General features: G+C 59.8%; 11 protein-coding genes. 5 read left to right on the forward strand and 6 right to left on the reverse strand.

Going from position 1 to position 13224, the window contains the following annotated elements; all coding sequences use genetic code 11:
- Positions 1 to 11 precede the first annotated feature (11 nt).
- Positions 12 to 1571, reverse strand: a complete 1560-nt coding sequence (locus C7G42_RS14540) for an amidase family protein (RefSeq protein ID WP_106949602.1) — start codon at positions 1569 to 1571, stop codon at positions 12 to 14.
- Between the two features lie 214 nt (positions 1572 to 1785).
- On the opposite strand from C7G42_RS14540, the gene C7G42_RS36115 reads away from it, so the two are divergent.
- On the forward strand, positions 1786 to 2175 hold the full coding sequence (locus C7G42_RS36115; protein WP_158537587.1) for an SMI1/KNR4 family protein: 390 nt from the start codon (positions 1786 to 1788) through the stop codon (positions 2173 to 2175).
- Between the two features lie 26 nt (positions 2176 to 2201).
- Complete coding sequence (locus tag C7G42_RS14550) at positions 2202 to 2840, forward strand: SMI1/KNR4 family protein (protein ID WP_199580920.1); 639 nt, start codon at positions 2202 to 2204, stop codon at positions 2838 to 2840.
- Between the two features lie 542 nt (positions 2841 to 3382).
- Here the strand turns inward: C7G42_RS14550 and C7G42_RS14555 are convergent.
- Positions 3383 to 4447, reverse strand: a complete 1065-nt coding sequence (locus C7G42_RS14555; RefSeq protein ID WP_106949605.1) for a class I SAM-dependent methyltransferase — start codon at positions 4445 to 4447, stop codon at positions 3383 to 3385.
- Between the two features lie 181 nt (positions 4448 to 4628).
- Here C7G42_RS14555 and C7G42_RS14560 point away from each other — a divergent pair, with 181 nt between their 5' ends.
- From C7G42_RS14560 to C7G42_RS14575, 3 genes are all read left to right on the forward strand, one after another.
- A complete protein-coding gene (locus C7G42_RS14560) occupies positions 4629 to 5237 on the forward strand; it encodes a TetR/AcrR family transcriptional regulator (RefSeq protein WP_106949606.1) in 609 nt (202 codons plus the stop codon).
- Positions 5238 to 5246: 9 nt separating this feature from the next.
- The gene (locus C7G42_RS14565; RefSeq protein WP_106949607.1) at positions 5247 to 7352 is read left to right on the forward strand and encodes an alpha/beta hydrolase; all 2106 of its coding nucleotides are present in this window, start codon (positions 5247 to 5249) and stop codon (positions 7350 to 7352) included.
- A 732-nt stretch (positions 7353 to 8084) separates the two neighbouring features.
- Complete coding sequence (locus C7G42_RS14575) at positions 8085 to 9656, forward strand: recombinase family protein (RefSeq protein ID WP_106949609.1); 1572 nt, start codon at positions 8085 to 8087, stop codon at positions 9654 to 9656.
- Between the two features lie 254 nt (positions 9657 to 9910).
- On the opposite strand, the gene C7G42_RS14580 is transcribed toward C7G42_RS14575, so the two are convergent.
- From C7G42_RS14580 to C7G42_RS14600, 4 genes are all read right to left on the reverse strand, one after another.
- Positions 9911 to 10180: a hypothetical protein gene (locus C7G42_RS14580; protein WP_106949610.1), complete on the reverse strand. Its 270-nt coding sequence runs from the start codon at positions 10178 to 10180 to the stop codon at positions 9911 to 9913.
- Between the two features lie 11 nt (positions 10181 to 10191).
- Entirely contained in the window at positions 10192 to 10614 is a 423-nt protein-coding gene (locus C7G42_RS14585) for a hypothetical protein (RefSeq protein ID WP_106949611.1), read from the reverse strand.
- A 646-nt stretch (positions 10615 to 11260) separates the two neighbouring features.
- On the reverse strand, positions 11261 to 11983 hold the full coding sequence (locus tag C7G42_RS14595; protein ID WP_106949612.1) for a hypothetical protein: 723 nt from the start codon (positions 11981 to 11983) through the stop codon (positions 11261 to 11263).
- A gap of 46 nt (positions 11984 to 12029) precedes the next feature.
- Entirely contained in the window at positions 12030 to 13130 is a 1101-nt protein-coding gene (locus C7G42_RS14600) for a tetratricopeptide repeat protein (protein WP_158537588.1), read from the reverse strand.
- Between the last annotated feature and the right edge of the window lie 94 nt (positions 13131 to 13224).

A 13224-nucleotide genomic window follows, 5' to 3' on the forward strand; every position in this document is an offset into this window, starting at 1 on the left:
CAGAGCCTGGACTATAGGCTCTCCCACAGCCGATGCGCGAGCACACCGGCGCGCTTTTCGATCGCGGCCGCCGCATCGAGCGCGAGATCCTCGCGATAGCGCCCGGCAATGAGCTGCACGCCGATCGGCTTGCCGTCGTGAAGCGCTACCGGCACCACGGCGCCGGGCAGACCCAGCACGTTGATCGCGGAGATGAAGCGGATCTCGCCCCAGAAGATCTCCTGCACGCGCTCGGCGCTGACGGTGTCGTCGCGCGGCCCCGGCGTCGGCTTCACCGTGGTCGGCGCCAGCACCACCGGATACTCCTCGAAGAACAATTGCCAGGCGCGGATGTGGCCGTTGCGCGCGGCGGTCGCGCGCATCCAGGCGGGCAGGTCGAACACGTTCGCCTTGGCCTTCATGCCGCCCCACGCTTTGTGAAAATCCTCCGAGGTGACCTTCAGCATGCCGGCTTCCTGCATCACCATGGTCTCGTTGGTGATGATGTCACACCAGGTCTGCCAAACGCCGCTGATGTCGGGCACCTCGACCTCACTGACGCGATAGCCGGAACGTTCGAGATGGTCCGCGGCCTGGCGTAGCGCGGCGGTGACGGAGGGATCGACGTCCATGTCGTCCGGGATCTTGGCCAGCGCCACCTTGATCGGCCCCTTCGGCTTCTCGCGGACCAGCGGCGCCGGCACCCACCAGGGATCGCGCGGATCGCGCCGGCTCATCACCTCGAGTGCAAGGCGAACGTCGGCGACGTGGCGGGCGAGCGGCCCCTGCGCCGACATCAGATGCGCCAACATCGGCCGCTCGGCCGTTGCGCTCGCGTTGAAGGCGGGGATGCGTCCCTGCGTCGGCTTGATGGTGGCGACGCCGTTGCAATGCGCCGGCCAGCGCAGCGAACCGCCGATGTCGTTGCCATGGGCGATGGTGCCGATGCCGGCGGCGACCGCCGAGCCTGCGCCGCCCGATGAGCCGCCGCAGGTGATGTCGGGATCCCAGGGATTGAGCGTCAGTCCGTGCAGGGGATTGTCGGTAAAGCCGCGAAAGGAGAATTCCGGCGTGTTGGTAAGCCCGATGACGATCGCACCTGATTGCTTCAGGTTGCGCACCACAGGCGCATCCGACGGCGCGATGAGGTCCTTGTTGGCGGGCACGCCGTTGAAGTTCGGCCGCCCCTCGTAATCGACGTTTTCCTTGATGGTGACGGGCACGCCGTGCAGGAGGCCGAGCTCGCCGCCCTTGGCGCGCTGCTTGTCCGCGGCATGCGCGGCCTTCAGCGCCTCTTCCGAGAGATCGACGACGACAGCGTTCAGCTTCGGATTGACCGCGCGCATCCGTTCGAGATGCGCTTCGACGGTCTCGACCGCGGAGATTGCGCCGGAGCGGATGGCAGTTGCGGTCTCGACCGCCGACCATTGCCAGGGCTGACCCGGCGGGCGGCGCGGCTTCGCCGATTTTCCGACGGCGGCCTTTCGGACCGGCTTCGCAACGACGGCCTTGCGGGCCCCCGCTTTCGCCACGGTTCGCGCTGCCGCCGTTTTCCCCGCGGTCTTTTTCCCCGTTACCGTCTTCTTCGCCACGCCGCACCTCCTGAAATTGCGTGGCGGAGGTTAGGGACGGCATAAGCAACTGTACAGGCGCGATTCTGCATCGCTCTCTTCGGAGAGGCTCCGAACTGGGCCATGGTAGAACGAGGTCCTTTGACTGTATGCTGCCTTACTCCGAAAGGCGGCAAACAACGGCCCGGTCGACTGAGGCGCTCGGCTCGCCCTCTCATTTGATGGGCAAATGAGGATGACGTGGAAACGGCCATTTAACGGCTTCGATTTCGAAGGCTTCTGGGACGACTGTGCGTATTCCCTGGAGAATTACGTCAAGCCTCCGCCGAGCGACGAGTCGATCGCCTCCATTGAACGGGAAATGGGCGGGTATCGACTGCCGGCGGCCTATATTGACCTCGCACGGCGCCATAATGGAGGAATGGTCAAGCGCAACTGCTACCCCATGACGCAGCGCACTGGATGGGCGGAGGATCATATCGCTATCGAGGGACTCTATGCCATCGGCCGCACGTCGGTATATTCACTCGCCGGGCGGCGGGGCGCCAAGTTCATGATCACAAATGGGGCTACCCTCCGATTGGCATCGGCATCGCCGATACGCCAGCCGCGGGCCACGAACTGATCATTCTTGATTACCGGACCTGTGGAATGCGGGGCGAGCCGCAGGTCGTGTACGTAGACCAGGAAGCCGACTACAGCGTCGTATTCGTTGCACCGGACTTCGAGACTTTCATTCGCGGCTTGGTCGAAGAATCCGAGTACGACACCGCTGATGAGGATCGGGCTGCTGCGATCGCAATCGTAGAGCGGGGTACGTTGTCGCCGATCGTTGTGCGGGCCTTGGCCACCGTCGGCGACCGTCTGCCGAACGGCGAGCGAATAATTCGAGCCTTGGCCCGGCAGATTGTCGACGAGAAGGGCTTCTTCGCCTTACACGACGACGAGCGATCGCATCTGATGTACGGCCTTATGTTCTGGCTCGATTCGAGCCTTTATACCGCCAAGTCGTTCGAAGCTTTCGTGTATCGTCCCAAGACACACGCCTCCTATGATGACCCGCCCAGTTACGAGCTGATGATCGTTTTCGACCTTGTGGCCGACCCTTACAGCTTCAACACGGGCGGGTACGCCGAGGGCTTTGTGAGAGAGTGGTGGGACGCGTGCGTCGCCGGCGGCGACATTGTGGAGACGACAGAAGGCTGCCGTCTGACTCAAAATGCCGAAGCGACTCTCGTTGGTCGCTTGGCGGCGATTGCTGGCGCGGAAGTCGACAAGCAAGCTCGATGATTTGAGAATGGCCGATACGCCCGGGCCTGCGGCGCACCTACTTGCGATGCAATCAGCCCAGACGATTCCGCAAGTTTCAGAATCCGGCCGCTGGCGGAGGGAGAGGAACTGGGCTCGAACCTTCTCCGCCCGTTGGGCAGATTCTCGCTGGTACCAGCTGCTTTCGACGATAATCGAGAGTGGCCGATGGCCCAGGAGTTCCGGCATTGGACCAATAGCCCCAGGGACCGGTCGGGTAGCCGGGCCATAAAGCTGCTCCTCATGGCAGCAACTGCCAATCTCGCCGGCCCGGCTGGAAGTTCCTTTAAATGCGCTGTTGTCAGGTCAGATTATACCGTTTCCGCCGTAGGGGATCGGTGTCTGGTTGGGATAAAAAACGTTGCCTTTGGACGCCGCCGTTTGCTCCCGGTCTACAGCGGTTGCGGACGTGCTCAGGCTCCCTTGCGACTTCGCCAATGGGGCAGAAGCTGACATCAACTTGGCGATCAGAAAGGATCGGCCAAGAAGTTCGGGCGGACCACCCGCAAGATGCGGGCCACGTTCTATGGCGTCGCTTCCAGCACCATATTGAAGGGACCCTGGGTGGCGCGACGGACCTGACGGAAGCCACCGTCCTTCAGCACCTGGGTGAGCTTTGCCTCTCCAGCCTGCGCTCCGAGTGCCTCGCCGACTTCTTGGGCCATCGAGGTCGGCACGCAGATCATCGTCGATGCATTATAGTAGAGACGGCTGACCGGATTGCCGACGTTGTCGGCCGGATCATCCGCGGCAATCGGCTCGACGATCATCCAGGAACCACCGGGCTTAAGCAGGCTCCGCACATGCCTGGCGCAGCCCCGGGGATCACCCATGTCGTGCAGGCAGTCGAACATGGTGACGAGATCGAAGTCTCGCTCAGCGATATCCTTGGCGCGCGCGGTCACGAAGCGGACGCGGTCGGCGAGACCATGGGCCATGGCGTGTGCGTTGGCCTGCTCGATGGACGGCGCATGGAAGTCGTAGCCGACGAATATGCTCTGCGGGAACGCCTTCGCCATCAGCAAGGTTGAAAAGCCGACCCCGCATCCGATGTCGGCTACCTTAATACCCTCGGAGAGCTTCTTGGGCACGCCGTCCAGCGCCGGTAGCCAAGACTGCACGATGTTGTTGACATAGCCCGGACGAAAGAAGGAGCCAACAGCACAGAACAGGCAGCCCGAGCTTTCACCCCAAGCAACGCCGTTTCCGTTCCTGAATGCGGATTCGACCATCGTTCGCCCTTCCACCATCGCCGCCGCAAGGTCGAAAGCGCCTTCCAAGTAGACGGGACTGTCCTTTACGGCAAAGATCATTGCCTGTTCAGGTGTGAGACTGAACCGCTGGTCTGTCTTGTCGAGGGTGATGTAGCCGTTAGCGGCCTGTGCAAAGGCCCATTCACGGACGCACCTTTCGGTCAGGCCGGTTCGCTGTGCGAGTTCAGAAGCAGTCGCGGGGCCGTCCCGGTGCAATGCGTCGAACAGGCCGAGACGGAAGCCGATCCCAGCCGTCGGCACACTAAAGGCCCCGCCCAAGTCCCCCAGCATCTTTCCGACGAGGGCGCCAAGTCTGTCATTGTCCACTGCGCGCATGACTTAGTCCTTCTCTGGTTTTCGAGCTGAACAAAGGTCAGATAAAAATTCGGTCGGTCGGCCGAATTATGTGCTGCGATGATGCGCGGAGTCAAGTAGGCTGTCTCTTGTTGACTGTGACCACGGGGCGCCCGACATTCGGCCGATCGACCGAACTGTAGTCAAGGAAGGTGGGGACAGAATGCCGCGAAACGGCCGGAAGGCAGACACCAGAACGGTAGTGCTGGAGGCCGCAAAGAAGGTGCTCAGGCAAAAGGGATACGCCAAGCTGTCCACCCGCGATGTTGCTGCGGCGGCTGGTGTCCCACTCAGCCAGATCCATTATCATTTCGGATCCAAACAAGGGATGATGCTGGCGCTGTTCGAGTACCTCAACTCGCAGCTGCTCGACCGCCAGAACGCACTGTTTCGAGATTCCGCCTTAAAGCTGTCCGAGCAGTGGGACCGAGCCTGCGACTATCTCGACGAGGACATAGCCTCGGGATACGTTCGCGTGCTGCAGGAGCTGATGGCTGCCAGCTGGGGTGACGGCCCCGTGGCGAAAGTGGTCCAGGCCGGCATCATGGGCTGGATGAAGCTGATCACAGACCTCGCGCGCCGGGCCGAGCGCGAATTCGGCGGTCTCGGCCCCTTCACGGCCGACGAGGTCGCCGCGTTGGTCGCCCACGCCTTTATCGGCGCGGAGAGCCACTACCTGCTCGGACTGGAAAAGAAAGGCGTTCCTGTCCGGCCGGCTCTTCGGCGCTTTGGTGATCTTATTCGCATCCTGGAGACTGCTCACCGAAAATGAGGTGCTGACATGCGCGCCAAACTTCCGGCTTTCGAAGGAATAGTTGAACGTAACGGTGTGAAGCTTCACTACGAAATCTACGGCAGCGGCGCGGAGACTATCGTCTTCGTGCCCCCGTGGAGCATCGTTCATTCGCGGGTTTACAAAGCGCAATTGCCGTGGTTCAGCGAGCGTTTCCGCTGCGTCACTTATGACAGCCGTGGCAATGGCCGATCCGATCGGCCAGACGACGTGGCGGCATATACGCTGGACAACTACGTCGCAGATGCACTTGCCGTCATGGATGCGGCACGAGTTGGTACTGCCATTCTCGTCGGCCTCTCGCTCGGTGGGATGATCGCATCTGTGATCGCGGCTCACCATGCAGAACGAGTCAAGGCCGCGATCCTGGTCGGCACATCGGCCAGCGTAGGGCCCGCCTATCCTTACATGACGCCGGACCACTTTCGGGCCGAGCGCGCGGAATTCAAGGATTGGGACAAATACAACGGCGCCTACTGGCTCTCGAACTATCAGGATTTCGCGGCTTACTTCGTCGGCTCCATCTTCTCCGAGCCACATTCGACCAAGCAAATTGAGGATGCCGTTGGTTGGGCCAGCGAGACTACGGGGTCCATCCTTGCCAGGACGGTGAACGCGCGGACGATGCCGCCGGCTTTCGATGTGAGCGAGGCCATGTATCGCAAGATCGCCTGCCCGGTCTTGATGATCCATGGCAACGACGATCAAATCCAGCCCTATGCCCGGGCACAAATCGTAGCCGGCCTGACAGGTGCGGAGTTAACGACGATCGAGGGAGGAGGCCACAATCCGCTAGGTCGCTTTCCGGCGAAGTGCAACACCCTGATTACAGAATTTCTCCAGCGCCGGCTCGGCCTGGTTGCTCGGCCTAAGCGGACTCCTGCGCGGTCAGGGCCGAAGCGCGTCCTCTACTTGTCCTCCCCTATCGGGCTCGGCCACGCCCGGCGGGACATCGCCATCACGCGGGAGTTGCGTAACGTGCTTCCTGATCTGCAGGTCGACTGGCTGGCACAAGATCCGGTCACCCGGTTGCTCGAAGCGAGTGGCGAGACCGTTCATCCGCTCAGCGGCCGCCTGGCCAGTGAAACCCGTCATATCGAAATGGAATGTGGCGAACATGAGCTGCATGCCTTTCAGGCGATTCGCCGAATGGACGAAGTGCTGATTGCTAACTTCATGACATTTCAGGATGCCGTCGAGGAGTTGCGCTATGACCTCGTGATTGCCGACGAGGCGTGGGACATCGATCACTACTGGCACGAGCATCCCGAACTGAAACGAGCACCGCTGGTGTGGTTCACTGACTTCGTCGGGTTCGTTCCGATGCCATCGGGTGGCGAACACGAGGCATTCCTGACAACCGATTACAATGCCGAAATGATCGAGCATGTCGAACGGCATCCCGGCGTGCGTGATCGCGCGATCTTTGTCGGAAACCCGGACGACGTCATTCCTCGGTCATTTGGGAGGGACCTGCCCGAAATGCCGGACTGGGTGCCCAAGCACTTCGAGTTCCCGGGTTACATTCTCGGTGAACACCCCCAGACATTCGGGCCGCGCGCCGAGCTTCGACGACGGCTCGGCTACCGGGACGGCGAGCGCGTCTGCATCGTCACGGTGGGCGGTTCAGGCGTCGGTGCGCCGCTCATCCGGCGCGTTTTGGAGAGTTATCCGCTGGTACGGTCCAGGATACCGGGATTGCGCATGATCGTGATCGCCGGTCCCCGGATTGATCCGGCGACATTGAACGCTCCGGTCGGCGTTGAAGTTCGATCATTCGTAGCCGACCTGGACCGACATCTCGCAGCCTGCGACCTGGCCATCGTTCAGGGCGGACTTACCACGTGCATGGAGCTGACAGCGGCCGGCACCCCCTTCATCTATTTCCCGCTGCAGAGTCATTTCGAGCAGAACTACCATGTGGCATATCGACTGGATCGCTATAGCGCCGGCCGGCGTATGAACTATGCAGACTCAACGCCCGAGATGATTGCTGAAGCGACTATCCGCGCCCTGACCGAGCCGACATTCTCTAAGCCGGTCGAAAGCGGCGGTGCAGCGCGCGCGGCGCGCATGCTTGCGGAACTGCTCTGATGGCGCAATGATCAGTACTTCGCGATGACGGGACCACCGAACTTGTAGCTCCACGCCCGGTTGCGGCTCTACGCGGTTCATCAATTAGCAAATGACCAGAGTGTTCCAAATGCAGATTGGCCACGTGTGTCTGGCGCGCTACAGAGAACTGCGTGTCTAACAACGTCGAGATTTGGATCTGACCCGTTTCTGATGGAGTTCACTGGCGACTGCGGTTCTCAACGGTCGCCGGCATCAAGGCCACAAGCGGAACGCCGGTCGAATGAAAGAGGCCGCCCACCGAGACGGCCTTATGGGTCATAACCTGACTTCTCATCTCGTGGACCAACATGTCCACTAAGGCTCGGTGACCGGCCCGTCGGGAACCCCACTAACCGGCCGCCCCTGTTTTTTCGAAAAAACGAAATATGTCTTGCTCCGTCGGGCAAAACAGTGGTTCATAGCGTGCTGGTAGTCGACGTAGGAGCCAGCATCGTGGCCGACGGATACGAAACGTCTTCGGAGCTATCCAAGATCGCCAAGCTCAACGGCGACTTCAGGAGAAACTATGGAACCTGCCTTGGAGCGTTCCTGTACCTGAGATCAATAAGTGCCGCGCGAGGGCGCTCTTGGTTATGGGGCGGCCTTTTTTCACTCGCCTGTTCGGCCGTGCTAGGATGGCTTAGCAAGTACGTCCAGTTGCCCTGGTGATGCATCAAGCGGAAGTGACCTCGCGCTCTAACGGAGGCGCGCATGACCAACGCCCTGATCATTCGTCCTGCGTCTGATCTGTTATCGGCCTCAAGCGCGGGACGGGCCGCGCAATATGTCCGGATGTCTACGGACAATCAGCGTTATTCCACGCAGATTCAGGCAGCCGCAATCGCGATGTATGCCGCACAGCATGATCTCGTGATTGTTCGCACTTATACGGACGAAGGCCGAAGCGGTCTTCGGATCGAGCGGCGCGAGGGCTTGATCGAGCTCGTCCGCAGTGGCCGGACAGACTTCGACCACATCCTTGTCTATGACGTGAGCCGTTGGGGGAGATTTCAGGACGTTGATGAGAGCGCCTATTACGAGTTCACCTGCCGCCTGGCGGGGATAAAGGTCTGCTACTGTGCCGAGCAGTTCGACAATGACGGTAGTGTCTTTGCGAGCATCGTAAAGAACCTCAAAAGGGTGATGGCAGCCGAATATTCTAGAGAACTCTCGGTCAAGGTCCATGCTGGCGCCTGCCGCGTCGCCAGTCTCGGGTTCAAGCAGGGCGGCCCTGCGGGGTATGGCCTCCAACGCGAACTGCTCGATGAAAGCGGGTGCTCAAAGGGAATCTTGCTGAAAGGCCAACGCAAGCATCTTCAGACCGACCGGGTCGTGATCCGGCCCGGGACGGAGACGGAGCAAGCCGTGGTCGCTCGGATCTTTCGGGAGTTTGTCGTTCACGGCCGATCGCGCGGATCCATCGTTCGCTGTTTAAACAATGAGGAAATTCCCAACCACAGAACGAAGCCTTGGTCCCTTGCAATGGTCCGCCACGTTTTGAGCAACGAGGCCTATATTGGCAACAGCGTCTATAATCGAACGTCGGTCCGGCTTAGGCAGGCGAAGAAGAAGAATCCACCGGAACTATGGATTCGGGCCACTGGCCTCTTCGAGCCAGTCGTCGACAAGAGCATCTTCCTCAAAGCCCAGAACCTGTTGAAGGAAAAGCAAGGGAGATGGTCGAATGAACTGCTTCTGAAGAAGTTGCGGGAGACACTGTCGGTGCATGGGAAGCTGAGCGCCTCCATTCTCGCTGCTTCGGACAATATGCCGAGCGCCGCTCTTTACGCCTGCCGTTTCGGAAGTCTGAGGGAAGCCTTTCGCCGTGTCGGCTATGTTGATTCTGAGCGGAGTTACGACTACGCCGACGCGCGGAAGCAGTCTGAAGCAGAGCTATCAAGACAGGTAGAAGCTCTGCTCACTCATATCACGGCGAGTGGCATTACCGCAGAGTTTAGTGCGGAAGCAGGCGTGATGACAGTTGCGGGCAAGCTCGCGATCTCGGTGCGGATGGGGCGATATTACCGCGGTAGACGCCATGCACCCTGCTGGTTGGTTCATCGGCGCACGATCGAACCGGCCGGACTTATTCTTGCGCTGCGATTGGATAAGGAGACAAACAGGGAGGTCATCGATTACTTTCTCTTGCCCCTGCACGAAATGGCTAAACACGTGATCGGCCTCACGGCGACGCCCCGCTCTCGATTTTCGGTCTACCGATGCCTCACAACGAACGACGTGTTGCAGTCGATCATGACGAAAGTGGCGGCTTTGCTTAGTTGAGAGCCCGGTGTCCGACGCAATTCGTCAACAGACCCTTGCACCTTGTGAGTAGGCCTGGGGCGCGAAATCCGACACGACCTCGCACAGGCCATTGGTAAAGACGAGGAAGGCGGGATGCGCCGACCCCTTAAAACGATGGGTTCATATTGCCGAGATGCTCACAAGTGCAAATAGCGCGAAATTAGCCGGGCAAGACGCCCGACAGGTATCTCGTTTGACGACGCTCCGACTTGCCAGGCGAGTTCAAGAAGCAGTTAACGTTCAGACTTCATGAGCTGCAGCGGAAGCACGAGCACTACATTGATCTGCATATCGAGGATCTTCGAGGCGATGATCGAAATGTGTAGAGCGAACTCGTCCTCCATCTCTGCCGCGGCATCCTCATCGCTTGCGTATACGTACAGGATGTCGCCATCCACTTCGTCAAACCGGACAGCTCGGAAGAGCCGATCGAACCGATTTGCACCCACGATCAGCGCCATGCGCGCGGCAATCGCCTGATCCTGTACGTCAGTCACAATCATGCGGCATGGCCCTAGTTTTCCCTGCCGTCCTCGACAGCAAAGACCTGATAATATTGCCCTGGCGCAGCCTGCGTGAACACAATCTCTATTGCCACTATTTCCGCATAGCCCTTGGCTTCGTCGCCGATATTGATGAGGTCTATCACAACGCCCCCTTTGCCGGTGTCGAAATTAGACGCTGGCGCGCCGGGAATCCGGATCAGGCCCTGCATGCTGGGTCCCTTAGTGCGTATGGCGACTTTGATCTGCGCCGTGTTTCGCCGGGGCAGGCCCGAGGAGCGGAGATCGATGCGTTGCCACTGATAAAGGTCTCTTGAGGAGCGGCCTACGTGAATCGGGTCAGCAGTAGGCTCGATTGCCGCCGTGGCTGGAGAGGTCAGCGCGAAGAGAGCAACGAGAAGGAGCCGCGATGTTGAACCCATAGCAGCAACCATCAGCCTGTCATCGGGAGAGGCAGTTGAACGTCAATCTCTACTGCTTTATTCCAAGTTGCTCTGCGCAAACGCTGCCAAGCTGGACACCCGTAGGAATTGGTCCGTAATAGAGGCTGCTGTCCTTGTCCTCAGTATCGAGACTTTTGACCGTTCCGTTCGGCGATGCAACGACGTTGACTTTGCAAGCGTATCCCCGCGAACTTCCCGATGCGCTGGCTTGACCGTCGCGAGAGACCGAAAATGAACTTGCAGTTGCGAGTTGCCACGAATAGGCGGTTTCGCCACTGTTCATCTTGAAACTACTTGCGGGTGGTCCCCACCGAACGACAAGGGCATCTACATTTTTTCCAATGTAGTCCTGGCCCAACTTGGCGCGAACATCCGCGCCTGTTGCGTAACATCCGCCCAATGCCACACAGAGCACTGCAATTCCCAGCCCACGCATTTCTTCCCCCACTCGCTGCATCCAAACGCAACTGCTGCGCGAGATCAAGGCTTATCCGAGTTTTTTAGTAGCCGTTGTCGAGGGGGGCCTGGCTGGACGGCTGCACCGCTAGGAATCGGAGGCGGCGTTACCCTGCCATCTCAGCATTGCAACTTCGACGCAAGCGGCGTCTATCTCCATTGGCAGGCATGAGGCTGCCTATCATTTCTGCCGAGATGATGGTGGTGTCGACAGATGCCCTGCCAGTAGATTCATCATCTCGGGGTCGACGGTACTGGCCCCCCGCCGCCTCCTTTGAGCATCTGCGATGGTGTAGCGGCCACTATCCCGCTTGGTGATTTTGCCACGATGGAACAATACGATTCCAACGAAGGGATCTTCCAAATCTTCGGCGAGCATTTCGTCGACCAAGGCCTCGGCGGCGTCCCAGCACGACGCGCGCCGCAGCACATCTAATAGCACCAGCCGCGTATTGATCGACTTGATCCCGCTTCCTGCTAAACGTGCGGCGGCCTTGAGACGCAATACGGCCGCTTGGTCCGGTTGCTTGCTGTCATCAGCGATCCAGGCGGCACTTAGCGTATCCAGGAATGCCGCCATCCGGTCGCCATCATGGGCGTGCTCGGCGGCTCTGACCAGAAAGCGGCGCGCGGCCGGGTCGAATGTCGGGTCCGAGGAGGCCGCCTGAAATTCCGGCGTCTGCATGAAGCTCTTCGCCTTGGCATCGCCCTGTTCGATGTCGGGGGCCACATAGCCGCAGAAGGGGCATTCCAGCAGCCAGTAACTGATGGTGGAACGCGCCATGCCGCCCTGCCGCTGGTCGAGGTCGGGCGGGCGGAAGGAGTTGGTACTCAACAGCACCGTTTGCTTGGATTTCTTGCCGCAGCAAAAGCATCGCAGCGTTTCCTCCTTATAGTCCGTCATTGATCGCCGCCTGATTCTCGAAGCTTGTCGCAATTAAGTCCACGTTCTAACCCCAACCCCATCGCTTCTTGGTATTAAAGCGAATGCTCTCCGAAGTCGCTACGAGCATCTCCAGCAAGCCGAACTTATGGCTGTAGAGAGCGTCCTTGCTGCCTGAAAGATCTTCGATTCGGGACGTAAGGGTAGGCCGCTTGGCGTCGAGGAAGGTCCGCAACACGGCAAAGCATCGCTCGAGCATCGGTTCGGCCTTGTAGGATCCATCGTGTGCATAGGCTTCCGCCAGCGCGACCAAGATCCACAGCAACGCCGCGGCATTGTTCCCGTATGCCCGCTCGGAAATCCCGAGCAGGCGCTCGAGGGGAGGCACAGCCTCCCTGAAATCCCGGCAATCGAGATAGGCGCGAGCCATCGCTTCGAGCGGTTTCTGAATTTGCAGACTGTCCGGTTCGAATAGCTTCTCGTTGATTGTCAACGCGGCATCGAACATGACCTTAGCCTTCTGGCGACGTTGGGCCTTGACGCTCGATGGTTTCTGGTTGCTCCCCGCAACATAGGCGACGCCGAGCTTCACCAGCACCTTCGCTGTCTCCTGGCTCTCTCCGCCGTGAGAATGCTCGTGCACGTCAAGGCAGCGTCCGCAATAGCGGTCGGCCAGCTCTTGCTCGTCCGCGTCAAGGCAGACCGCGACCAAAGCTTCGAGCGGCGCTGCGGCTTCGGCGCTTTCAGCGCCATGAATCTCCGTCCTAATGGCGAGACTGCGTTCGAGAAACGGGACGGCCTTGGAAGGTTCGTTGCCGGCCGCATATCGCGAGGCAATGAAATCGCACTCCTCGGCTACGCCCGGGCTGATGTCTCCAAGAGCGGCGGCCTTGACATCTAGTCGCTTCAGAAACAACGGCTCAAGCAGTTTGAAGCCACCCGAGTTCTTGTGATTGATCCATTCGTCCAGTTGCGGCAGCAGCGACGCCGGGCCTCTCAGCGCTTCGCCGATCCTAATGCTGCGTTCGAAATACGGGATGGCAATCGCTGCCTTTCCGGATTGACAAATCAGCATGGCCAGCGTGTGCAGTGCAGTCGCCACCTCGAGACTGTCGGTTCCGAACTTGGCCTCTAACGCGGCGATATGGGCAAGGTGGTGGTCGTACATGAAAGGTGTTGACCTCAGATCTCGATGAAAACGGTGCATCTCTCAGTGGCACAGACGCAGCGAGCTCGCCGCGCCCAAACCGAACGACTTTCTT

The organism is Bradyrhizobium sp. MOS003, assembly GCF_003020125.1.
GTDB lineage: Bacteria > Pseudomonadota > Alphaproteobacteria > Rhizobiales > Xanthobacteraceae > Bradyrhizobium.